Source organism: Cohnella sp. LGH (assembly GCF_017671885.1).
GTDB classification, from domain to species: Bacteria; Bacillota; Bacilli; order Paenibacillales; family Paenibacillaceae; genus Cohnella; species Cohnella phaseoli.
The window spans coordinates 3,746,602-3,769,005 of sequence record NZ_CP072117.1 but is presented as its reverse complement, the minus strand read 5'-3'; the positions used below and the strand labels follow the sequence as shown (position 1 = coordinate 3,769,005).

Below are 22,404 nucleotides of genomic sequence, written 5' to 3'. Positions count from 1 at the left end.
GAGGTGTTCTGTGGGGAGGACCTGTTGAAGCAGGGGGTTTTTGATTTTGACGGGAAGTTTGGAGGCTAAATCAATGGAGAATATTTATTTGTCGAGACCTTCAATAAATTTGAAGGATGAATATTTGGATTTCTATCAAGAATGGATAGATAGCGGGGAAGATATAGTTCCATGGGTCGTGAGCAGAGACCCTTCAGATTTTGAGCAGATGATCAGATGGCTTGAAGATCATGAGAACGGAGTGAATCTGCAGGAGGGCTGGGTTCCCGATTCAACCTTCTGGTTGGTTGCTGACGATCACAGGATCGTAGGAGCAGTAAATATTAGGCATAAATTGACTAAATTTTTAATGGATAGGGGCGGACATATCGGTTACGGAATACGACCGTCTGAACGAAGAAAAGGCTACGCGACGCAGTTGCTAAAATTAGCGTTAGTAGAAGCTAAGAAGTTAGGAATAGATCAAGCATTAGTGGTTTGTGATAAGGGGAATATAGCATCCGAAAGAACGATTATCCGAAATGGCGGTATTTCCGACGTTGATTTTCTTGAAGAAGACGGCAATGTAATTAAGCGATACTGGATTAGAACTTAAGAACAATATAGTTGAAATAGGGAGCCATATGCGGATGTCCATCACAATTAGATTTGGAGATATTAACGATTTGAAAGATGTAAGCAATGGGGATCAACATGTGCCACCTCACCTTTTATTGTGGAAATTACAAAATCAAGAAATCATTATAGCCAAGAATAAGGCTGACTTAGTTGGATATCTCAGGCTAGAGTATTTGTGGTCTAAGTATCCATATCTTGGGCTTATCATTGTTCATCCTGATTATAGGGGCAACGGCCTGGGAAAAGGGCTTCTAGAGTTTGCTCAAGCGCACTTAAGGAAAAAAGGGATGAAGAAAATATACAGCTCTTCTCAAGCAAATGAGTCTGATCCTCAAAAGTGGCATAGGAAAATGGGGTTTCAGGAATGCGGAATCATAAATGGAATCAATGACGGGGATATTGGAGAGTTGTTTTTTGCTAAAGAAATTTAAGGGCATACCCAATTTAAAGCTCCGATATTAAAGCGTAGATAGAATGGCATTCATTGAACTGAATGAAGTCATAGATAAACTGAAACAAAAGTGGTGACTTGGCCGTAGTGGAAACAATACTGTATTTTGTCAGACATGCAGAGTCTGTTTACGAAGAAGGTAGAGAAAGAACTAGAGGTTTATCTGAACAAGGAATGAAGGATGCACGGAAGGTTAGTGATATTTTAAGGTCCCAAAACATCGACATATTTGTCTCAAGTCCATATGAGAGAGCGATAGAGACGATTCGTTTATTGGCGGAAGAACAATGTAGAGAGATACATTTAGAGGAGGATTTGCGGGAAAGAACAATCGGCGACTTTGCTCCAGCATCATTTTGGGAGGCAAAACGTGTTGTATACGAAGACTTTAACGAATCTTATCCAGGCGGAGAGTCAAGTGAGGCTGCACAGAAGAGAGCGATGGAGGTCATAACAAGGCATATTGAAATCTCTAGAGGCAAGAAAATTGCAATTGGAACACACGGCGACATTATGACACTGATGTTGAATTACTTTGATCAACGATACGGGTATGCTTTTTGGAAATCGATGACAATGCCTGATATTTACAAGGTGAGAGTTGAAGGGAAAAGACTCATTGAAGTAAAGAGAATGTGGATGTAGCTTGGAGGCCGTCTCATGAATAGTGAACGAATTTATATATCCATTGGGCAACTGTAGGGGATGGATATATTTGAGGGGAGAGCAAATGAATAAAAAGCTAAAAAGTTTGAGTTCACTTTTACTCTTATTATGCATTATTGCTCTGATCGTCTTATGGCAAGTTGGACTACTTGGATTATGGAAAGACGGAATCGCATATATTGCAAATAATACAGAAAAGTATAGTGATAGAGAGGGTCACAAAATACAAGGTCGTCACTCTTTATCTATTGATCTTTCAGATTTGAATAGCAATAGGGGCAAAGAGCTTTATAATGACGGTACTCATAAAATTGTAGTTGCTTCCGTTGAGAAAACAATAAATGACAGTATAACGATTAGTTTCAGATCGATGGGGCATTATTCCCTCAATGGGGCAACGCTAATTTCTGGAGTGCGACATTATACAGTGAATAACATTTCATTTGCCAGTGAAATGTCTGCGGTAATGACTGCAGAGGACGATTCTACAAATTACTCGGTATCGGGAACTGGAATGAGCGGATTGAACTATAGAGATGGAGATGATTTCTCTTTCTCCATCTATCCTTTAAAAACTTCAGATGGAGCGGGAAAACTACAAATTACATTAACGAATCTGTATTTGAACGCTTGGAATAAGAAATGAAGGATGGGTAAGGAAAGGCCGGAATAGAAGGAATCAATTTTGGAGGTTGACCGGTGTACCACATTAGAGTAAGGGCATGTGCGCTAATTATAGAGAAGAACTCGATTCTGTTAGTGGAATTTGATGATGAAAATGGACTTCATTTTAATTTGCCTGCCGGGGGAGCCGAACCGGGAGAGTCGATTATTGAAGCGGTAAAACGCGAAGCACGAGAAGAGGCCAATGTCGAAGTAGAGGTTGGGCCTTTGGCTTTTGCTTATGAATATGCTCCGCATTTTAATTCTTATATTTACGGAAAAGGACATAGCTTAAGTTTAATGTTTGAATGTCGAATTACGAGCGGTCGCCCTTCATTGCCCGAGAAACCGGACCTCAATCAAACAAATGTAAAATGGATTGAACTAGAGAAATTAGAAGAGATCGTACTCTATCCGAACATTAAGGATGAAATAAAGGAATACGCGAAAAACAAGAGAAATATCGAGCTAATTGAGGAATGCAGATTAAAGAAATACGGATCGTGAATACGGAAATCGGCGCAAAGAGATGTAATATGGGGAGTGACTGGATTGAAGTTCGTCTTAGTGTTTGGCCCTCAGGCTGTTGGGAAAATGACGATCGGTCACGAGTTGACGAAAATAACGGAGTTAAAGCTGTTCCATAATCACATGTCTATCGAACTATTTCATCCCTTTTTTGGTTTCGGCAGCGAGACATGGAGGTTGGCCAACCTTTTAAGGAGAGAGTTTTTTGAAGCTTTCGCTAATAGTAATCAATATGGGCTTATTTTTACTTACTCAACTTTCGCAGCATGAAATTGGCAAACAAGCCTTGATGTAGCTGGGCAGACTGGCAATCCATTGCTGAAGTTGACGCTGAATCAAAACTGAAAGCCTCTTTCCTGCTTTCGTGGCGATTTCGCTGACAAGATCGAGCAGTTGTTGTAAGGCGACTGTCCAATCCAGTGTGCCGACTTCGTCGCACAGCACATAAAACAAACCGCCGAACGTACGTGCATCAGTGCTTTGCCGATGCTGCCAGGCTAGTAGAAGGTAGCGTGAGAAGACAATTGTCGTATGGCTGATCAGCAAATCATAAGAGCGGCCTTGAAACTCCTTTTGCAAACGAAGCAGCGACTTGGTGCATTTGAAGAAAACCTCAATGTCCCAGCGAATGGCGTAAATTCGGATGACGTCCTCTACACAGAGCGTCAAATCGGTCGTCAAAACGGCGAGCCAATCATTTTTCTTCGAGCGGTTGCGAACAAACACCACATGCACCGGCGTACCGCAAGCCAGCTCCGTTCGGATCGAGCGGAGAATACTGCGCTTCTGGCTCGCTACAGGTGCGGCTGCTAAGTAAAGCTCTTTAAGCGACAGCTTCTGGCCTTGCACAAGGAATCGTTTATTGTCGTTCTTGACCATGCCGATCACATCGAGTCCGCGGGAGACGACTTCGCGAATGAGCGGCGCGTGCGTGAACCAACTGTCCATCAAGACATAAGAGGCGGTTGCTCCGGCTGCCAAGGCGCGATCCAGCATGGACGCAACGACTTGAGGAGCCGACAGAAGTGCTTCCTTCCGGCGCTTGTAACCATGTGTTCGTTTGTCGATGGATTCGCTCATGCCGGTGATTGCCGACTTGCTAGAGCTTAGCAGCGCAAAGTCCATGGGTAAGAACGTATGACCATCCGACCACCCCATCGTCAGCATGCGGAAACCTTTGTAATACGCACCCGTGGCATGATCTTTGAACCTGGCGAGCAACTCAACGGCTTTACTGCGATTGCGTTCGAACATCGAATCGTCGACGATGAAGACGACATCCCGATCCGCAGACGTCAGCGCATCCACTTTCTTCACGGTAGCCACGCTAAGCGAAGTCAGAAATCGGCGCCATGCAAAGCCGGCATGATTGAGAAAGCGATAAACCGCATCTTTGCCAGGCATGGAATCGTCCTTGCGGCTCTCAAGCAGGCGAAACCAGTTTTTCTGATGGAACAACAAAACGAAAACAAGTTGGAATAGTCGGGCACAGCTAAAGCCAAAGCGTTTACGAAATCCAGCTTGTTGCAGATGCTGCATGACTTTCAGTTCTTGGAACGCTGGTTTTAGTTCGTTAGGCAGTTGATTCAATTCGGATGGTTGGGCTATCATTAGGGTAGACACCTCTTCGGTTGAAGTGATTGCTCGACACTCTCACTTTAGCAAACGAAGCGGTGTTTTTCTATTTACAAGCCCAATACCTGATCACCTTGAAAGACTACAACGACATGCTCTCAAGATGATTTGTGCTCTGCGAAAGTTGAGTTAGAAATAAAAGCATGTGTAAAATTGCTGAACGTTCTCGTTCGGTCCAATATCGTATTGTCCAGATCGAACAGAACGGCTTTAATCGAACTCATGGCTTGCCCCTCTCTGCAAGACATCCGTTGTAACGAGCTTGCTCTAGGTCGTATTTTTTCTCATAAACAAAGCAATCTCTTCGCTGCCTGTTCCCCGATTCGCGTACAGCGAAAGGTCGATTCCTTCTATGGTAAAACCGCATTGCCGATAAAATCGGATCGCCGCGCTGTTCGTATTCTGCGTTTCCAACGTTACGGCCCTGAAACCGCGCCGGCGAGCCAATTCGACGACTTCGCCAAGCAGTTGCCGGCCGAACCCCCGCCGCCTGTAGCCCTCATGCACTTGAAAATGCCAGATCATCAATGTGTTGTTCCATGTCTGCGGTTCCGTTATGGCCAGCGCAGCCAATCGACCGTCTGCGTACAGCCCGAGGGAGTGGCCAAACTTAACCATTTTCCTGTAGTTCTCGATATCTTCGTCATTATTTAACTCTTGCTTGATAAAGGGGGCTTTTAACTGAACCAAACTCAAGCGAAGATGAAAGGCATCCTCCGTCTCTTCAGTTATCGCTTCGTATTTCTGCATCGATGTGTATCCGAATACGCCAAGCTCATGAAACTCTTCTCCAGACAAAGCTGTGAGCCGCTTAATTTCCATTAGCCATTCCTCTCTATGTGGTCAATCTAATGATTACGCCCGCCACATCCAGAACGAGCTGAGGTCTGTCAGTCATCTGTCTATCCTCCGGGTTAAATGTCCAGACAGTTAAGGATTTGTCCCGACTCATATCTTGTATCGATAATGGAGAGGAGACGTTCCCCCACTTCATCCGTTGTCTTTAATTGCCCCTCCCGATAGGCTTCCTGGAAAAAAGCCGCCATCTGAAAGAAACGCTCATCCTGCCCTCTGGCCGCGGTCTGCATATCCGTGTCAACCATGCCCGGCGCTCATTCCGGGAATGGGCGACGTTCCCGATCCCGAAGAGATATTGATTATTTTACGTCTTGCGGTAAAACTTTCAGTGAGCTTAAGAAATCGGGATGAGAGGACCATAGGCGCTAGCAAACTCGTTTGCAAGCTGCGATTCAATTCCTTGGCGCTGCAACGCTTGGCGTGCTTCAGCGGCTCAAGTACTGCAGCGTTGTTAATTAGACAAACCATATTTGTATCGGACGTATCGATACGGCCGACAAAGTGGTCAAGCAACGGCTCAAGCTCATCCACTTCGCTCAGATCGAACCGCTTATGAAGATAACGTTCGTATCGTTCCAGCTCGCCGACCGGCCCTCTAGAGATTCCATATACGTAGTCGCCTCTTTCCAAGAGCAGTTCTGCCAATCGACGGCCAATTCCTCTGGATGTCCCCGTAATGATAAAGTGTCCTTGACCCATCCCGTCGCACTCTCCTGTTTTACAGATCATCCTTACATTTTCTCGCTTAAAGACATTCCAGCAATTCGCGCATTTCCCTAATCACGTACTTCGGACTGTGCGAATCCACGAGCTCTTTCTTCCCCCTGTTGTAGAAGCAGAAGTCGATGCCGGCATTACGGGCTCCTTCATAATCGTCGGTTAACGAATCGCCAACAAAGAGAACGTCACGCGGAGCGAGACGCAGCTCCTCCAGGGCGTATTCGAAAATCTCTTTCCGCGGCTTGCGGATGCCCACTTCGTCCGATACGACGACCGAATGGAATAGGTTGAAAATTTCCCCCGCGGCGAGCCTGAGTCTCTGGGCTTCGCCGATTCCGTTGGAGATGATGCCCAGCTTATAGCGAGCTCTCGCAAAATCGAGTACGTCTCTCGCGCCGTTTTCGAAATAACAAGTGTTGCAAAAATAGTCCCAGTAGGACGCCGTAAGCCGTTCGTGCTGGGACGCGTCAGCTTCGAGCGAGTCGCGGAAGGAACTGATTAACACGTCTTGAATCGATCTGTGAGGGCCGCGATTGTTGACGAAATCCATCCAGTGCCGGAGGTTATGCTGTGAGAAAATGGTCCAGAACGCTTCCCATTGCTCCTCTTCATCCACAAACAGGCGATGATCGGCAAGCGTTCGCTTCATGGCGTCCAGTTCGCTGAACGAATAATCCAGCAGCGTATTGTCCAAGTCGAAAATGATCGCTTTGTACATACTCTCCCCTCCCGTCAATAGACAAGACCCCGCCATAGATAGCTCCTATCTTAGGCAGGGTCATGTTCGTTTGAGTTATCTTCCAGAATTATACACGAAATCGACGCGAATGTCTTGGTATAGATTCAGCGGAGAGGTCGAGCAGGAGTAGCACCGCCGCTGCCCGACATCCAGCAGCGTCAGGCGCTGGCCGTGTTTTGCCCCAGTGTCAATGCCTAATCGTCCGGCATCGCACCAGATTCGCCCGATTTCTGCGCCGAGCTTGTAGGTGGGCGTGTGACCGAAAATAACGGTGTACGGAACGTCAACGGTTTCCCTCCAGAACGGCTCGCGGATCTCCGTCAGATCTCGCAGCGATTGCTGGTCGAGCGGAATTCCCGGACGGATGCCGGCGTGTACAAACAGATAATCGTCCGCGATCCAATAAGAGGGAAGAGACTTCAACCATTCCAGCAGCGGCGCAAGCTGCGCGGGAGCTGTATCCACCCCCGCCACCATCAGGTCGGTGTTGCCGGGGAGCGCTACGGCTCCTTGATCGGACAGTTTCTTAATCGTTCTCAAGGTGTCCCAGGATTCCGGCTCTTCGTTCACGTAATCTCCTAGCAGCACCAGCCGGTCCTCCCCCGCTTTATAGCCGGCCGTATCGAGCAGCAGCAACAGACCTTCTTCGTGTCCATGTATATCCGATACGGCTAACAAACGGGGACGTTGGGAAATGCTCAACGGATTAACCCCTTTCCTGCGACTTGTCGTAGATGTAAGCTGCGGATCTGGGCAGCGAGACGGTAATAGGCGTCCCCGGCGGCAACTGCCGCTCTCCAAGCAGATAGAGCTTCTGTCCGGCATCGGTATTGGCGACGATGCGCCACCGTTTGCCTTCGAAGGTGCTGTGCCGCACGGTCAGACCAAACGTCGTCCGATCGTCTCCCTGCCGCCGGCCACCTTCATAAGCTGCGGCCGTCTCGGCGGCAACGGTAATCTCCGCTTCGCCGGAACCGTGAAAGACGACGTCGTCCGGACGAAAGAGCAGCTCCGCTTCGCTGCCTTCGGCGACAGCTTCGGCTCCTACTCCCTCGATCACAATCGAGCCGCTTCTCAGACCGACGCCGCGAGCCGTTCGGACGATCGTCCCTTCGATCCGGTTGATCGCGCCAAGCAGCGAAGCGGCCCAACGACTCGCGGGCAGCGCGTAGCAATCGGCCGGAGTCCCGATCTGATCGACCGCGCCGCTGCGCATAATGAGCAGCCGGTCGGCCATGGCGAACGCTTCCTCCGGATCGTGCGTCACATGAAACACGCTTGTGCCGAGATGCCGGAACAAATAGGCCATTTCGGTGCGCATTTCAATTCTCAGCCGCATGTCGAGATTGGACAGCGGCTCGTCGAGCAGCAGAAGCCGGGGCTGCGTCGCCAATGCGCGCGCGATCGCGACCCGCTGCTGCTGACCGCCGGACAACTGCGGCGGAAGCCGCTTCTCCAGTCCGACAAGCTGCAGCATCTCCAGCAATTCGCCGACGCGTTTGCGGATGTCGGCGCGATCCATGCGCCGGTTCTTCAGCCCGTATGCAATGTTGTCGAACACGCTCAAATGCGGCCAAAGCGCATAATCTTGAAACACCATGTTGACTCCCCGCTTCTCCGGCGGCTGCATGCCGCGAGAGGAGGAGATCACTGCACCTTCAAGCAGGATTTCGCCGCCGTCCGGAAGGGCGAGTCCGGCTATGAGCTGCAGCAGCGTCGATTTGCCGCAGCCGGACGGTCCCAGGACACTGATGATTTCTCCTTTGCGCATATCGAGAGAGACGCCCCCCAGCGCTTGATGGGATTCGTAGCGCTTGGCAACGTCTTTAATTTCCAGAAGCGGTCGTTCGCGAGAAGCTCCGTTCATGTGCGGGCCACCTTTCGCCGCAGGAGCATCTCCAGCAGCAGAATAATCAGAATAACAGTTCCTCCGCCCAGCATTGTGGCTGCGGACGCATAGCCGAAGTTCAAATCCTCGAAAGCTTTGTTGATCGAAACCGGAAGCGTAAAGAAGTTCGGCGGGAACAAAATCGCATTTACCGCCAGGTCGAATACGCTTGAGCCGAAAGCGGCGAGAGCCGCCGACAGCAACGCGCCGCGAATGAGCGGAGCCAGAATGAGCCTTACGCGGTTCAGCAAGGAGCCTCCTTGCATCTGCGCCGCGTCGAGCAGCGTACCCGGCACCTTCGCCATCGCGCCCACCATAATTCTCGTAATGACGGGAACGGCGCCCGCGACGGAAGCAAGCACGAGAATAGCCGGCTTGCCGTACAGCAGCAATCCGATCGATTCGAGCCAGGCTTGATTCCAGACGAAAATGTAGCCGATGCCCAGCACGACGCCCGGAACGGCCAGCGTAACGAGCGACATCACTTCGATCCAGCGCTTAAAGCGGAAACGGGAGTAGGTGAGCACGAACGCCACCGCGACGCCCAGCGCGAGCCCCGCCAGTGCGGAGACGGAAGCGATGAGCAAGGACCGGCCCAATCCCGCTAACAGCTGGCTGTGGTCCGCAAACAGCGAGACGTAATGCGTGAACGTCAGATTGTCGAGCGTGAACCCGCCGGATTGCGTCCGGAACAGCGACATCAGCACGTTCGTGCCGATCGGAATGCCGACTACGACAAGGAGGAACAACAGGTTGCCGATCGTCAGGAGCGGCGTCATCCGGCCGGCAGGCTTCGGTTCAGACGGGATAGCGCGCGCCGACAGAAAATCGAAGCGCGAACGCCGCATGACGTAAAATTGCAGCAGCATCGCCAGCGATATGAGCAGTACCAGATAAAAGGACAACACTCCGGCCATATCGAAGCGGATCGGCGACGTGTACAGCGCGGAATAAATCGAGTAAGGAAGCGTCGGGAACCGGTAGACGGCGGCGATCGAAGCCGGCAGCCCGAAATCCCCGACCGTATCCATGAACACGAGCGCAGCGCCAGCCAGAAACGCGGGCAGCAGCAGCGGCGCCTGTACAGTGCGCCAGACCCGCCATGCGGATGCGCCGCACAGTCTGGCCGCTTCGGCAAGCTGCTCCACCTTCCACTCCATCGCGGCATGAACGCTTAAATAAGCGAGCGGAAACTTGCTGAGCGTCATAACGACGATCAGCCCCGCCGGCTGGAATACGGCAGGCGTAATCCAGCTCCAGCCCAGCAGCTTGACGGCCAAGCCGCCGCCTGCGGCAAACATGACCCACCCCTGCGCTAAAATAAACGAGGGCGTGATCAGCAGCCCCCAGACAGCCGCATCGAGCAGGCGCGCGGTCGGGAAACGCCATGTCGCTCGCGCCATAGCCAGCATGCCGCCGAGCAGCGTAGCAAGCAGCGTCGTTCCGCTTGCCAGCAGCACGGAATTTTCCAACGACTTCAGCCATAACGGACGGTTAAACAGCTCCAGCAAGAGCCGCAAGTCTCCCAGCTTCCAATCTCCGAAGAAAACCCCCGGCAGCAGCACCTGAACGATGACTGCCGCCAAGGGGAACAGGACCAGAATGCACAGGGCGAGACTTACAAACCATCCGAGGCGATTCTGATTAAGCCTCGGCTTCAGCATGGCTTACTTCACCGCTTTGTCGGCGAACCATTGCTTGATCTCGGCTTCGTGCTCGAACGCCCATGCGGCGTCTGCAGCAACCAGGTTGGCATCGGCCGCCCGATCCGCCTTCGGATTAACGCCCGGAACGGAAGGCTCGAAGTAGCTCTCATCGCCTTGATCGATCAGTTGCTGCTGAGTGGCCGGGTCGAGCAGGAAGTTGACGAACGCCTTGGCCGCGTTCGGGTTTTTCGTGTTTTTCTGAATCGCGGCGACGCGTACGGAAGCCGGAGCGCCGTCTTCCGGCCAGATGATGCCGATCGGCTCGCCGGAATTCACCAAACCGTAGGCATTGGATTCCTGCAGCGCTGCCGCTTTGATCTCCCCGGAGCTGAGCGCCGCTGCAACGTTAGGGTTTTTCGGATATACCTTCAAACCGTTGGCGAACAGAGAATCGAAGAAGGTTTTGCCGCCGTCAAGCTGCTTCTCGCTGAAGAAACGTGCGACGAACGGGAACGCGGGAGCTGCGATGGCCGGATCGGCCATGCCGACCGCGCCCTTGAATTCCGGCTTCGCAAAGTCGTCCCAAGAGTTGGGAGCCTGATCGGCCGTGTACGCATTCGTGTTATAGACGATGATTCCCGCAGCGTGAGCGCCGGTCGGATAGAACGACTTGTTAGCTGGAACGTAAGCTTGATACGTATCCTTAAGCTTGGCTGCATTGTCCGGCACCCAGTCCGTCAGCAGTTGGTTATCCTCTCCCATGCCGTAGACGGTCGGCATCGCATCCAGCCAGACGACGTCCCAGTGCGGATTGCCCTTCTCCGCTTGAATCCGGGACATGATCTCCGCTCCATTGCCCTTGACGAGGTTGATTTTGTGTCCGGTTGCCGCTTCGAACATCGGACCGATAATATCGTCGAAATCGTTCAGGTATACGGTTAACGTGCCTTCGTCTTGCGTTTCGGGAGTCGGCTCCTCGCTAGCGGGCGTTGTCTCGGCCGACGGAGACGCCGTTTCTGCCGAAGAGGACGCCGTCGGTTGAGCGCCGCTGTTCGCTGCATTGTTGCCGTTAGCCCCGCACGCCGACATCACCGTCATCGCAATGGCCAGCAGCAGTGAAATTCCCGTCAACTTCGTTTTCGTATTTTTCATAATCTCTTGTACCCTCCACCAATCTAGTGTGAAATGCTCTACTAAAAAAGTAACATCGGTTTGTACAAGAGATGTTAATTCCGCCCGCTATTTATGTTAAATAAATCTATTTATATTGATATAAATAAAGATTATATCTATAATTACTCGAAACGAAGAAGCGGAGGGAATACGATGAACGTGCAGCAGTTAAAGGTGTTCTTGTCGGTATGCGACGGCCAAACTTTGATCGAGACGGCCGAACAGCTGGGCTTGAAGCAGCCCACCGTCAGCTTCCATCTGCGAAAGCTGGAAGAGACGCTCGGACTTACGCTATGGCGCAAAAACGCGCGGGGCTTCCGGCCGACAAGCGACGCATTCGAGCTTCTGCCCTACGCCCGGCGGATTGTCGCGCTGGTGGATGAAGCCGAGGAACGAATGAGCGAGTTGAGGAACCGACAAGGCGGAAGACTTCGAATCGGGGCAAGCCACACGCCCGCGACCTATTTTATCCCCAAGTATCTGGCGCAGTTCCGCGTTCTGCATCCCGACGTGCAACTTCTGTTGACCGTCAAAAAAGCAAGATCGACGCTGGCCATGCTGCGTAATTACGAGATCGATGCGGCGATCGTATCGCTGCCCGAGAAAGTGGAGGACGCTGAAGGGCTTGTTGTCTACAGGTTGGCGGAGGACGGGCTGAGACTGTTCCTATGTCCCGAACATCCGCTGGCTTCTTTCGAGGAAATCGCGGTGGAGCAGTTGCATCGGGAAACGTTTCTGCTGCATGAGTCCGGTACGACCTCGCGGCAGCTCACCGACGAATGGGCGGAGCAGGTCGAACTAAAACTGGATTCGGCCATGGAGATGGGAGCGATCGAGACGATCAAAGAGGGGTTGAAGTGCAATATGGGCATCGGCGTGCTGCCATGGAGAAGCGCAATCCGGGAAAAGCAGTCCGGCGAATTAATCCAGCGTCCGCTTCCCCGTTATCGCAATAACCGGTTCATCTGTCTTGCGCTTCGGGACGAGGAAACGTTGTCCCCCCATTTGCGCCAGTTTTTGAGCTTCGCCAGGTCCAGCATGTCCGTTCTTGCGGAATGACGCCGGACGATGATTCGGTTTCGGCTGCGTTTGATTACGGCTTATTTCCGCGCTCTGGGCTGTTGCCGTCGGTGCTGTTCCGCTTCATTTCCTGCAATACTAGATCGAGACGATTGATAATTCTTTCGTCGTTCTCCAGCTTTTTCTTCAGTAGGACGGCATTCCTGCTCTGACCGATGAACAGCAGAATCAAGAGCAATACAGTAGCGATGAGTATAGCGTCCATGCGCAATCCCCCCTATGTGCTCAGAGATCTTTCTTGTAAAAATAATGCTTGTACCCGGTCGGGGCATTGTCGATGAAGTCACCCCTTATTTTTATTTGACAGACAAAATTTCGCTATGCGCCTCTCTCAGACAAGCCTCCCGCAGCCGAGCATCGTTTTCCGTCAACGGACTGATTCGGCTGGATTGGAAGGAAACCAGCTCGTCGCCGCGATAGTAGCAATGATGCTCATAGCATTGCGGTTCCTGCAAGGCCGCTTCCAGAAACCGGCGAATATTCGATACGACGCCGCCATTATTGGCGTCCATAATCCAGTCGATCGGCCGCCAATGCAGGATGCCTTCGTCCGTCTCAAGCGGAGTCGCGTAGTCGAAGCTTCCCTCCACTTCCGCCACGTACAGATACATTCCGCCGAAGCTGGCGTCGTCGTCATTCCAAGTGATCATCCCTTTATACTCCAGCCCGTACCCCTTTATTCCGGTCTCCTCGCGAATTTCACGAATCATCGCGTCGCGGGGCGTCTCGTTCGCCTCGAGCTTGCCGCCCACTCCGTTCCAACGTCCCATCCAAGGGGCGAAGTTCCGGTTCAGCAGCAGCAGCTCGTCGCCGCGTCTAATAAAGCAAATGTTGTATTTGATCATGTTTTGCGCTCTCTCCGACTTATGTATTTCTCATTCTCATATTGCAGGCGTAAGGCTCGAAGCCCGCCCGTAACCAGAAGCTCTTGCCGAGCCGGTTCTCCTCCAGCACATCGATCTCGATCGTCGCGACGCCCTTGAACCGCAGCTCCTTCAACAGCGCTACTCCCTGCAACCCAAGCCTCTTGCCTCGATACTCGCGACCGACAAAATACTGCCTTAAGTATACTTCTTTTATTCCCGGATGGTAGTCGTTTTCTTTGAAACGATAGAGCGCGTATCCGGCGGTTTCTTCCCCGCAGATCAGAAAATCGGCCTTCCAGTCGGCTTCGAGCCAGTTCCGCATGCGAGCTTGAAGCTGCTCACGGTCCAGCGGATTAGAGCTGCCCTCGTCTTCAATCAAACGCTTATTCATATCGGCCAATAAGCCGACATCCTTCGTAGATGCAGCTCTTAAGCGAATCTCCATTGGGCTCCTCCCCCTTAAATGCATGGAATGAAATTCAAGAGGTCCTGCCTTATCTGCCGTCTGAATTCTTCCTCGCCGCCGAACGCTTGGCAGCCCAGGTCCTGACGACGTAATACAGCACAGCCAACAAAACAAAGCTGCCCGCAAGAATCAACCAATTCGGCTCGATAATCACTCCGAATGATACTTTATGCTCGAGCTCCTCCACGCTTTCATAACGCTCCGCAATGTCCGGAACATAACTACGCGTAAGCATCAATCCCGAGAGGATCGCCCATCCGATATAACCCGCATAAACCATCAGCCCAAACAGCAGGCCTTCGATTACATATCGTATTTTCAACCCTCTTCGCCCCTGTCGTCTAACTCTCCTTACGTACGACGAAGGTAACACAATCGCTTGTCAGCAAAATGTCCCGTCCGTTTCTTTCAATTTCGAACTGCAGCGCTTTAGTCGTCGTATAGAGCGTCCCCCAGCCCGGATAGGCAGACGATAATATCTGCCGCAGCCGTTCTTCCGACAAATTCAGCTCCATATACGGCTCTAGCTTCTCCCCCGTTAATGCGTCCGTTTCTCGAATGTTCGCGCTCATGATAATGCAGTTGACGCCGCATCGGCGTGTCCCCCGCGCCATTCTGCCCAGCACCGACACAAGCATTCTCTCAGACTCTACATGTTCAAGGGAAGATACGGCGACGATATAGTCATATTCGTCTGGGGGGATCGCATAGTCGCCGATGTCGGATTGCATGGTTCTGATCTGCTCTCCGACTCCGTATTCTCGACTGTAACCTCCAGCTTGGACAGAGCCGAAACCAACAGATCGACGCATACGACTTCTCCCGAGCGGGCCTGCAGAAATTGAGCGATCGGGATACTGTTTCGCCCGACTCCGCAGCCAAGATCCAACACCCGCACATAATCGTACGCCGCAAAGCTCTCCAAGGCCTCCATCACCGTACGCACCGGCTTCGCCAGCCAAGAGCCCTTAGCAAACAGCTTTTGATTTTCGTACAGCGCCTCGTGATATTTTCTTTCTTCTTCTCTGATTTCCTGAAGTCTGCCTCCTAGATTTTCAATCACAGATCCCCCCTAAAGCTCCTTACGAAAATAGACCAAAATCAGACGGTCGTTAACCTCCTCCTCCTTGAAAATCTCGTAACCCAGCTTGCTATAAAACTGAATATTCCGCTCGCTCCTATGCCCAGTGAACAGCTCGATCGTCTTCACATCGGGAAAGGAATCCTCCACTGCTTTCATAAGCCTCTTGCCGACTCCGCGGTTCTGGACGTCCGGATGCACGATTAATTTGCCGATCGTACATTGCCCTTCTCCCGGGCGAACTCTGACCGAGCCGACAATTCTTCCAGCGAGTTCAGCTTTGAAAACGATCCATTCCTCCGCTTCGCGTTCTAATTGTTCCAAAGTTTGCGTGAGCGGCTGAATCATATAATCGTCGTAGATCTCGGCCTCGCTTTGATAGGCGGCATACTGAAGCCGGAGAATTTCCGGGAAATTCGCTTTGTTCGCACGGGTAATCGTCGGCATTCCGGACATCCTTTCACTCGGACGAGGTTCATCCCCTCGCTCTTTTTCCTATCATTATAGTTCACAACATAAATTTGGTAAAATGTTCAATACAACTTTGATATTTTACTCGTTAATTATTCTCTCACAAGATCCGAAGATTTCTGCACGATTTCTTGCTTCGCGTCGTTCACGATCAGTCGAAAAATATCCGGACGGCTGTAGTGCCCGACGACGTCGAAGTCAAAGCGGCTTTGCGCGACCTGATCGAGATCCAGCGTGGCGAACAGCAGCCCTTCCTGGCCGTAGAGCGGCTCCGCGACATATTCGCCGAGAGGTCCGACGATGGCGCTGCCTCCCCGGCTCAAAACCTCGTCGTCTTCGCGAAGGTCTTCATGCCCGGCCAAATCTGCGGGATAGGAAGATTTCGTCGCATACTGATTGCTGGACAGCACGTAGCAGCGGCCTTCGCAGGCGATATGCCGGATCGTCGCCTGCCATGAATCCCGGGCGTCGGCGGTCGGCGCAATGTAAATATCGACACCTTGAGCATAGATGGCGGCGCGGGCGAGCGGCATGTAATTTTCCCAGCAGATCAAGCCGCCGATTCTGCCGTAGGGCGTATCGATGACGGTTAACGTGCTGCCGTCCCCTTGCCCCCATAAGAGTCGTTCGGAGCCCGTCGGCACCAGCTTGCGATGTTTGCCCAGAAGGTCCCCGTCCGGTCCAAAATAAACGATCGTGTTATAGAGCGTGCCTCTGCTGAACTCCCGATCCCGCTCTACCGATCCGACGATCAAATACACCCCGAGCTCCTTGGCCAGTTCCCCCAACATCTCCGTCTCCGCTCCGGGGATGTCGATCGAGCTTGCCCAATAGCGCCGCCAATGCTGTCTTCCTTCCTCCGTACGGCTGCCGACGCGCGCGCCGAATCCCAAGCCCCGGGGATACCCGGGCAGGAATACCTCCGGAAAAACGACCAACTTCGCGCCTTGAGCCGCTGCTTGCCTCGTCATGCTCGCAATCTTGTCCATTGCGGATTGCTTGTCGAACAGTATTGGCGCAGCTTGAACAACGGCAACTTTGACGTAACGATTATCCATCTTGAGTCGTCACTCCTCATTCCGATTTAACATCCTGGATCACTATGATATCAAAAACGGACCGAAAGTTGACCCTCCAGTTCGCCATTCTTCTCCCCATCCACGTTCAACAAATCGTGACAATCTGACCTCGTTATTCTGAAAAACGGAGACTTATTTTCCGCCGAACGGTGGTATGATAAAATTTCACTAAGTCCGATTGAATAACGGGAGTCGATATAGATGTGGAAGCCGGACCGTCACAGCCAACAACCGCTATACGAACAGATCGCCGATCATCTGGAGCAGCGTATCTCCTACGGCGAATTTCCGCCCGGCAGCCTGCTGCCTTCGGAACGAAAGCTGGCCGAGCAGCTTGGAGTCAATCGCAGTACGGTCATCATGGCCTTCGCCGAGCTTAGATCGACCGGAATCATCGAAAGCCGGACAGGCAGCGGCACGCGCGTAAGCGCGACCAAATGGGGCGTTGCGCCCAAGCATACGCCGAACTGGAAGCGTTATTCGGAGGGCGGCGGCTTCCTGCCCAACCTGCCTTTTATGCGCAAAATCCGGGAAGCTCTGGCCCATAATCCCGAGCTGATCGATTTCGCCAGCGGCGAGCTGGCCGGCGATCTTGCGCCCAACGACGAAATCGCCGCGCTGATGAGCGAGCATCGCTATACGTCGTACCTCGGCTACGATAACCCGCAAGGTTATATTCCGCTTCGCCAAGCGCTCGTCTCTTATTTGGAGGCCCATCGCAATATCCGCACGACCGAGGCGTCGGTGCTCGTGACATCGGGCTCTCAGCAGTCGCTGTATCTGATTACGCAGTGTCTGCTGTCGCCGGGAGACGCCGTAGCCATCGAAGATCCGTCGTACTGCTACTCTCTGCCAATGTTTCAGTCCGCGGGCTTGCGGTTGTTCCGTCTTCCCGTCGACCGGTACGGCATCGACCCCGACGATGTGCGGGCATTGTACAAGAAGCACCGCATCAAGATGGTGTTCACGAACCCTAACTTTCAAAATCCCACGGGAACGGTGCTGGCTGCCGAGAGACGAAAGCGTCTGCTGGACGTAGCAAGCGAGCTGGCGCTGCCGATCGTGGAAGACGATCCGTTCAGCCTGACTTCGTATGATGGAGCGCCCCCGACGCCGCTGAAGGCGATGGATGAAATCGGCTCGGTGCTGTACATCGGCTCGTTCTCCAAAATCGCCGCCTCCGGGCTGCGGATCGGCTGGATGGTGGCGCCGCGAGCGATCGCGGAGAGGCTGGCCGACGCGCGGCAGCAAATGGATTTCGGCCTTAGCGTTATTCCGCAGCAGGTCGCCGCGCAATTTCTGAATTCCGCCTATTTCGAGCCTCATCTGGAACGATTGAGAATGCAGCTGCTGTTCAAGCGGGACTTGCTGGTTGAATCGCTCCATAGAGAGCTGGGAGATCTCATTCGTTTCGAGATTCCTCAAGGGGGACTGCATCTCTGGTGCAAGCTGACGCCGGACATCCATGACGGCAAGCTTCTGGAGGAAGCCGTGCGAAGGGGCGTTGTTTTCGTACCTGGCAGCGTCTACGGATCGGATTCCGGCTTTGTCCGGTTTACGTTTGCCAGAGCGAGAACGGAGGATATACCATCGGGAATTGCCCGGTTTGCGGAAGCGCTTCGTGCAACAACCGACGGTTAAACGACGAAATAGAGCTGCCCTTCAAGCAATCTCAGGGGCAGCTCTATCTATTCTTAGGCGCATAGGTTGTTAGCAGGAATAAGTTTCGCGCCTCAATTGTTCAAGGCGATTACGATAGCGGCCACTATAATCATGCCGACGACATAAATTCCGCCGAGTCGCAGCCACTTCTTTCCTGTATTTTGCGAGTAGCGGGGGTCCGCTTCTTTATTGCTTTTCGATTGACCGATGATCAATGTCGCGACCAATCCCGCTGCCATAACGATAATGACTATAGCCATCAGCCATGCCATGTTTATCACCTGCCAAGGGAATGATGAGTACTCTGCTGCTGTTCCTATTCCCATTATAATAAACCGTCCGCCGAAGCAAACCAACCATTTCCGCTTTTTTATGCCCATCCAATTTAAAATTTATAAAAAGGGGCTGTCTCGTAAGTAGGGTCGTACAAGATGATCGATCAAGAAATAGTGCATGTATCCTCTGGAGACCTAATCATGACCCACAACGTTTCCAATTTATCGGATATTAAACTTTTACGACGGATCTATTTGCACACATGAGCTAGTGTCTTCGATAATTATACGAATAACTTCTGGGAATTATCTGGAAGTGTTGTGGGTCATGCATAGTCTGGAGACGGCCTCATACGGTCCTGAAATTACCCTATCACGGGCGTACCCTTCGGATTTCAGGATCGTAAAGCATCGGGCACGCCCAAGCGATCAGCAGCGCGCAAACGATCGTTTTGCCAGTTTAACTGCCAGGCCCTCGCCTGTGCAACTGCGACTAAGCATCCCCCGCCTCGGCCACCTTTTTCAACTGGTTATTGCGATGCTCCAAAAACTTTCTCATGTACTCTTTTAAGATGATCCTCTCCACCCACCTACCGATGATTCCAAACGGCGCTTCAAAGCATAAAGTATCAGTCATTACCGTTTTGCCGTTAATCTCTTCGAATTCGTGGGTATGCTTTAATGTCTTGAACGCGCCTTTCTGCATCTCATCCACGAAAAGATACGGCTCGCGGTATTCGGTAATTAAGGACGTCAGTCGCTGCCTGACTCCCAAATGTTTCGCTTCAAAGGTAACCGTCTGACCGTGTCCGATTCTTCCGCTCGTTACGCCTCGAACCGCCTTTTCCTTCGTATGCGGCCACACGGTTCGAGTATGTACATCAATATCTCTCGCCAAGTCGAAAACCAGCTGAATAGGCGCATCAATTTCGACTCGCGTTGTTACGGTAACCATATGTTTCTCTCTCCTCTGTCCCTGTCGCCCTGCACTGTCGGGATACTCACCTATAACTTTCGTTAGCCTAAACGGGCGAAATCGATAACAGCCTTGGCGTTTCCCATTTTCTATGTTCGTAGCGTATAAAAAAAGGAAGCAAGTAATAAGCCACACCAATCGAAATAACCGTCCTGTTTTTTCTCAACATGAACGGCTACTCCCTTCTTCTTTCCTTCGTATATTTATGAGCAAGAGCTTTAACTCCGAATATTTCGGTAAAAGTATGACTGCCGACGATTAAGTTCATCCCTATTTTGGCGCTGTGCAGACAATCGGTTCTGTCGCCGGCTCCGGTGATCATGCCAATCCTCTTTACTTTTTTGCCGCCAAACTGCCATGCCTTAATATCTTCCGCCAAAATATCCGAAAAACGCTCGACCAGTTCGTTGAAGTCTACAGGCTGCACCAGCTCCCCCATTCAAAAGTACGGACCGCAATACGACTCGTGAGTATGAACATAGGTCCATTTCAAGGCTTTGTCAAAAATATAAACGTCCTGCTGAGAGTCGAAATCCGTGGAGCGCAACCCAGCGGCATTTGTATATACCCATACCTGATTCGAGTTTTGATAAAAGACGTACACCTCATCTTTAGCTGCCCCATCGAAAGCTTCCCTTGCGGCCTCAGCCGTCAAGCAGTCTTTTTTCTTATAGCTAAACATGTGCCACTTAAACTCTGAGAAATAGATCTCTTCTTTGGTTTTGTCGCTAATCTCGCCGGCAAATGCGGCGTCCCATTGCTCAACGATCTGTTGCGTTTCCAACCCGAAGCGTTCTGTCAAAATGATGCCTTTGTCCTGCAGGCTTTTTCTGTACAAGTAGTTTTGATGAAGGAATTCAACCGACCCATACAGCTTTTCCAGATCGCTGTCCGGAAGCTGATTCACTAATTCGATTAATTTATTTTTCACCGTTCGCTTGCTCCCTTCAGTCACGATTGCAGATTGCCTCTGAACAACAGGTTTACGATCCAATGAAGCCCTGCGAACAGCAACGCTGCCAGCACTCCGAAAATCGAAAAAAAGCCGACTTCCCTCGAAGCGAATGAGGCAAAATCCCAGTCGGTCAGTACAAGCAAGTACAGCCATGCTCCCGCTAAACCGGCTCCTGCGTAGCACACGGCATAAGCGCCCCATACTAACGGCTTGTTTTTGAACTGCATTCGCGCCATTAACCAATCTATTAGGATAGAGAACGGCAAGCCGATAAAAAGTACGGGCAAAGTGCCGTAAGTCAAAAAGGCGATGACGTAAAAGCCGAACCCATAGGAATCGTTCATAACGATGAGGCTTGCGACAATCGCCAACAGGATCGCGGTTAAAATAGAAGTAAAAATTCTTTTGGGCAATTGAACTTTCATCCTGTCCCTCCTGTTCTTTCCGGCGGATTTCAACTGTTTTTCATTATTGTGATATTTATCACATTAATCCAAAGCAGGACGTTTTAATATAGAAATCAGAAAGAACGTCGTTCACAAACTCAATGAGGATGAGCCGCAGCGCTTCCTGGGAGCGGCCCGTCAAATTCATTTTATTGGAGGTTACGTCCATGAGTATGCAATTTTTGTCCAACCTGCCCCCTGTCGGAGAAAGCGTAGCGAAAATGGCTTCGGAGGGCGGTCAACTGGTTGCCGATTTCATGAGCACATATGGATTTTTCACCTTCTGCATTATACTCGTAGGTTTCTGCTTGTTAGTTCCCGTCCGGGTCTACGAAAAATATTACCATGTCGCGGATGACGAGCCTGTCGCCGACGATATCAGCAACGATGAACCGAAACCCTCCGGTTCGGCTGCATAGTCCAGCGTTCGGTCGATACCCATACGATTGTATAGATGCCTCTTGGATGATTGCGATCCAGGGGGCATTTTGCTTCTACTCCCATTGCGGATTCCAGACGACTTCCCACAGATGACCGTCCGGGTCTTGAAAGTAGCCCGAATAACCGCCCCAAAATGTATCGTGACCCGGAACCGTTATCACTGCGCCAGCCCTTTGCGCTTGTTCCAGAATGTTTTCGACTTCGACTTTCGAACCCACATTATGGCCTAAGAAAATTCCGTCGGACTGGGTGCGGAAAGCTTGAGCTTTGTATCGAAGGCAATATCCTTTCGCTTCCAAATCGCGAGTCTTAAGCCTTCATGTAAATCGAAAAAGGCCACGGCGCCATGCTCAAATTGTTGACCGACGATTCCCTCTGTGGGAAATCCCAAGCCATCGCGGTAAAACTTCAATGATTTCTCCAAATCGTCCACGCCCAATGTAATTACCGTAATCCTCGGCTTCATCCTACGGAGCCCCCTTGTACGGAATAATTCATTGCTTGAAATCCAACCTCGCGCTCGTTAACTTTGCTCTTGAAGCTGCTTCCTTTCACGAAGCCCGTTCGTTCATATACTTTTACGGCTCTTTCATTAAATTCAGCTACGACAAGCTGAAAATTCTGCGTCTTAAATTGACGTTGCAGAAAACTTATGCTTTGAGTCAAAAAATTCTGCCCTTTGCCTCGCCCTGTCAGATCAGGCCTCAAACCGAATCCAATGTCCAAAGCTCCATTATTATATAAATTAGCCGCATACCCGCCTGGAACGCGAGCCGAGTCGCCGCTGCACAGAAACCCCACCAACCTATCTTGCCAATCCGCTACGTAATAATAATCCCCGTTCATCAGCTCTGAGATGCCATCCTCGTTTTCGTCCATATTGTACAAAGAATAGGGTTCTTCATACTTCCAGGATGTGATCCGAGCTGCCATTTCCTTGGTCATCGGATAGAAACGGTATGTGGACATCTTCCTCCCCTTTCCGATTAGCCGCTTTTCTTCCCCAGCTTACTGGTATTAT

At 51.3% G+C, this 22,404-nt stretch carries 30 protein-coding genes and 3 pseudogenes; 9 read left to right on the top strand and 24 right to left on the bottom strand.

Translation table 11 applies throughout. From position 1 onward, the window contains the following. The first annotated feature begins 73 nt into the window (after positions 1-73). From J4772_RS16060 to J4772_RS37040, 6 genes and pseudogenes are all read left to right on the top strand, one after another. The gene (locus J4772_RS16060; RefSeq protein ID WP_209077203.1) at positions 74-595 is read left to right on the top strand and encodes a GNAT family N-acetyltransferase; all 522 of its coding nucleotides are present in this window, start codon (positions 74-76) and stop codon (positions 593-595) included. Positions 596-629: 34 nt separating this feature from the next. Continuing rightward, positions 630-1,049 carry a GNAT family N-acetyltransferase gene (locus J4772_RS16055; protein ID WP_209076122.1) on the top strand — a complete coding sequence of 140 codons (420 nt, stop codon included), beginning with the start codon at positions 630-632 and terminating at the stop codon, positions 1,047-1,049. A gap of 107 nt (positions 1,050-1,156) precedes the next feature. Next, a complete protein-coding gene (locus J4772_RS16050) occupies positions 1,157-1,714 on the top strand; it encodes a histidine phosphatase family protein (protein ID WP_116059727.1) in 558 nt (185 codons plus the stop codon). A gap of 85 nt (positions 1,715-1,799) precedes the next feature. Beyond that, positions 1,800-2,381: a hypothetical protein gene (locus J4772_RS16045; protein WP_209076120.1), complete on the top strand. Its 582-nt coding sequence runs from the start codon at positions 1,800-1,802 to the stop codon at positions 2,379-2,381. 53 nt (positions 2,382-2,434) lie between these two features. After that, a complete protein-coding gene (locus J4772_RS16040; RefSeq protein WP_209076118.1) occupies positions 2,435-2,905 on the top strand; it encodes an NUDIX domain-containing protein in 471 nt (156 codons plus the stop codon). Between the two features lie 45 nt (positions 2,906-2,950). After that, positions 2,951-3,178: pseudogene (locus J4772_RS37040) on the top strand (shikimate kinase); the annotation flags it as partial. On the opposite strand, the gene J4772_RS16035 reads toward J4772_RS37040, so the two are convergent. The 10 genes from J4772_RS16035 to J4772_RS16000 all read right to left on the bottom strand — a co-directional run bounded on the left by J4772_RS16035 (position 3,179) and on the right by J4772_RS16000 (position 11,564). Beyond that, positions 3,179-4,537 (bottom strand): IS4 family transposase, encoded by a 1,359-nt coding sequence (locus J4772_RS16035; protein WP_209071836.1) that lies wholly within the window; start codon positions 4,535-4,537, stop codon positions 3,179-3,181. Between the two features lie 122 nt (positions 4,538-4,659). Then, positions 4,660-4,785 carry a hypothetical protein gene (locus tag J4772_RS37350; protein ID WP_256442720.1) on the bottom strand — a complete coding sequence of 42 codons (126 nt, stop codon included), beginning with the start codon at positions 4,783-4,785 and terminating at the stop codon, positions 4,660-4,662. Between the two features lie 43 nt (positions 4,786-4,828). After that, the gene (locus J4772_RS16030; protein WP_209076117.1) at positions 4,829-5,383 is read right to left on the bottom strand and encodes a GNAT family N-acetyltransferase; all 555 of its coding nucleotides are present in this window, start codon (positions 5,381-5,383) and stop codon (positions 4,829-4,831) included. A gap of 92 nt (positions 5,384-5,475) precedes the next feature. Beyond that, positions 5,476-5,664, bottom strand: a complete 189-nt coding sequence (locus J4772_RS37035) for a Rossmann-fold NAD(P)-binding domain-containing protein (protein WP_246016430.1) — start codon at positions 5,662-5,664, stop codon at positions 5,476-5,478. Continuing rightward, entirely contained in the window at positions 5,657-6,118 is a 462-nt protein-coding gene (locus tag J4772_RS16025; protein WP_247741117.1) for an SDR family NAD(P)-dependent oxidoreductase, read from the bottom strand. Before J4772_RS16025 ends, J4772_RS37035 begins: the two co-directional genes overlap by 8 nt. Positions 6,119-6,164: 46 nt before the next feature. Further along, on the bottom strand, positions 6,165-6,857 hold the full coding sequence (locus J4772_RS16020) for an HAD family hydrolase (protein WP_209076115.1): 693 nt from the start codon (positions 6,855-6,857) through the stop codon (positions 6,165-6,167). Between the two features lie 75 nt (positions 6,858-6,932). Further along, positions 6,933-7,580: a metallophosphoesterase gene (locus tag J4772_RS16015; protein WP_209076113.1), complete on the bottom strand. Its 648-nt coding sequence runs from the start codon at positions 7,578-7,580 to the stop codon at positions 6,933-6,935. Between the two features lie 4 nt (positions 7,581-7,584). Beyond that, positions 7,585-8,745, bottom strand: coding sequence for an ABC transporter ATP-binding protein (locus J4772_RS16010; RefSeq protein WP_209076111.1), 1,161 nt, complete (start codon positions 8,743-8,745; stop codon positions 7,585-7,587). After that, positions 8,742-10,430 carry an ABC transporter permease gene (locus tag J4772_RS16005; RefSeq protein ID WP_209076110.1) on the bottom strand — a complete coding sequence of 563 codons (1,689 nt, stop codon included), beginning with the start codon at positions 10,428-10,430 and terminating at the stop codon, positions 8,742-8,744. Before J4772_RS16005 ends, J4772_RS16010 begins: the two co-directional genes overlap by 4 nt. A 3-nt stretch (positions 10,431-10,433) precedes the next feature. Then, complete coding sequence (locus J4772_RS16000; protein ID WP_209076108.1) at positions 10,434-11,564, bottom strand: extracellular solute-binding protein; 1,131 nt, start codon at positions 11,562-11,564, stop codon at positions 10,434-10,436. A gap of 174 nt (positions 11,565-11,738) precedes the next feature. Here J4772_RS16000 and J4772_RS15995 point away from each other — a divergent pair, with 174 nt between their 5' ends. Then, entirely contained in the window at positions 11,739-12,644 is a 906-nt protein-coding gene (locus J4772_RS15995; RefSeq protein ID WP_209076106.1) for a LysR family transcriptional regulator, read from the top strand. Positions 12,645-12,678: 34 nt separating this feature from the next. On the opposite strand, the gene J4772_RS15990 is transcribed toward J4772_RS15995, so the two are convergent. The 7 genes and pseudogenes from J4772_RS15990 to J4772_RS15955 form a co-directional block, all read right to left on the bottom strand. Beyond that, the gene (locus J4772_RS15990; RefSeq protein ID WP_116059680.1) at positions 12,679-12,870 is read right to left on the bottom strand and encodes a hypothetical protein; all 192 of its coding nucleotides are present in this window, start codon (positions 12,868-12,870) and stop codon (positions 12,679-12,681) included. 91 nt (positions 12,871-12,961) lie between these two features. Beyond that, the gene (locus tag J4772_RS15985) at positions 12,962-13,510 is read right to left on the bottom strand and encodes an NUDIX hydrolase (RefSeq protein ID WP_209076104.1); all 549 of its coding nucleotides are present in this window, start codon (positions 13,508-13,510) and stop codon (positions 12,962-12,964) included. A 19-nt stretch (positions 13,511-13,529) separates the two neighbouring features. Further along, the gene (locus J4772_RS15980; protein ID WP_209076103.1) at positions 13,530-13,976 is read right to left on the bottom strand and encodes a GNAT family N-acetyltransferase; all 447 of its coding nucleotides are present in this window, start codon (positions 13,974-13,976) and stop codon (positions 13,530-13,532) included. Positions 13,977-14,025: 49 nt separating this feature from the next. Beyond that, positions 14,026-14,319 carry a hypothetical protein gene (locus J4772_RS15975; RefSeq protein WP_209076101.1) on the bottom strand — a complete coding sequence of 98 codons (294 nt, stop codon included), beginning with the start codon at positions 14,317-14,319 and terminating at the stop codon, positions 14,026-14,028. A gap of 19 nt (positions 14,320-14,338) precedes the next feature. Beyond that, positions 14,339-15,057: pseudogene (locus J4772_RS37030) on the bottom strand (class I SAM-dependent methyltransferase). A 12-nt stretch (positions 15,058-15,069) separates the two neighbouring features. Next, positions 15,070-15,525: a GNAT family N-acetyltransferase gene (locus tag J4772_RS15960; RefSeq protein WP_209076094.1), complete on the bottom strand. Its 456-nt coding sequence runs from the start codon at positions 15,523-15,525 to the stop codon at positions 15,070-15,072. 116 nt (positions 15,526-15,641) lie between these two features. Next, the gene (locus J4772_RS15955) at positions 15,642-16,607 is read right to left on the bottom strand and encodes a carbon-nitrogen hydrolase family protein (RefSeq protein WP_209076091.1); all 966 of its coding nucleotides are present in this window, start codon (positions 16,605-16,607) and stop codon (positions 15,642-15,644) included. Between the two features lie 222 nt (positions 16,608-16,829). On the opposite strand from J4772_RS15955, the gene J4772_RS15950 reads away from it, so the two are divergent. After that, entirely contained in the window at positions 16,830-18,269 is a 1,440-nt protein-coding gene (locus J4772_RS15950; protein WP_209076090.1) for a MocR-like pyridoxine biosynthesis transcription factor PdxR, read from the top strand. A gap of 92 nt (positions 18,270-18,361) precedes the next feature. Here the strand turns inward: J4772_RS15950 and J4772_RS15945 are convergent, their stop codons facing one another. The 5 genes from J4772_RS15945 to J4772_RS37025 form a co-directional block, all read right to left on the bottom strand. Next, positions 18,362-18,562 carry a hypothetical protein gene (locus tag J4772_RS15945; protein WP_116059671.1) on the bottom strand — a complete coding sequence of 67 codons (201 nt, stop codon included), beginning with the start codon at positions 18,560-18,562 and terminating at the stop codon, positions 18,362-18,364. Positions 18,563-19,058: 496 nt separating this feature from the next. After that, the gene (locus tag J4772_RS15940; RefSeq protein ID WP_209076088.1) at positions 19,059-19,520 is read right to left on the bottom strand and encodes an SRPBCC family protein; all 462 of its coding nucleotides are present in this window, start codon (positions 19,518-19,520) and stop codon (positions 19,059-19,061) included. Between the two features lie 196 nt (positions 19,521-19,716). After that, on the bottom strand, positions 19,717-19,968 hold the full coding sequence (locus J4772_RS15935; protein ID WP_209076086.1) for a Nif3-like dinuclear metal center hexameric protein: 252 nt from the start codon (positions 19,966-19,968) through the stop codon (positions 19,717-19,719). A gap of 12 nt (positions 19,969-19,980) precedes the next feature. Beyond that, the gene (locus J4772_RS15930) at positions 19,981-20,472 is read right to left on the bottom strand and encodes a DUF4275 family protein (protein ID WP_247741116.1); all 492 of its coding nucleotides are present in this window, start codon (positions 20,470-20,472) and stop codon (positions 19,981-19,983) included. A 20-nt stretch (positions 20,473-20,492) separates the two neighbouring features. Further along, complete coding sequence (locus J4772_RS37025) at positions 20,493-20,921, bottom strand: hypothetical protein (protein WP_247741115.1); 429 nt, start codon at positions 20,919-20,921, stop codon at positions 20,493-20,495. A 188-nt stretch (positions 20,922-21,109) separates the two neighbouring features. Here J4772_RS37025 and J4772_RS15925 point away from each other — a divergent pair, with 188 nt between their 5' ends. Next, positions 21,110-21,361, top strand: coding sequence for a hypothetical protein (locus tag J4772_RS15925; protein WP_116059661.1), 252 nt, complete (start codon positions 21,110-21,112; stop codon positions 21,359-21,361). A gap of 75 nt (positions 21,362-21,436) precedes the next feature. Here the strand turns inward: J4772_RS15925 and J4772_RS15920 are convergent. Together J4772_RS15920 and J4772_RS15915 are read right to left on the bottom strand one after the other, a co-directional pair. Continuing rightward, positions 21,437-21,849, bottom strand: a pseudogene (locus tag J4772_RS15920) (VOC family protein). Continuing rightward, the gene (locus tag J4772_RS15915) at positions 21,846-22,352 is read right to left on the bottom strand and encodes a GNAT family N-acetyltransferase (RefSeq protein WP_209076082.1); all 507 of its coding nucleotides are present in this window, start codon (positions 22,350-22,352) and stop codon (positions 21,846-21,848) included. Before J4772_RS15915 ends, J4772_RS15920 begins: the two are co-directional and overlap by 4 nt. Positions 22,353-22,404: the final 52 nt, after the last annotated feature.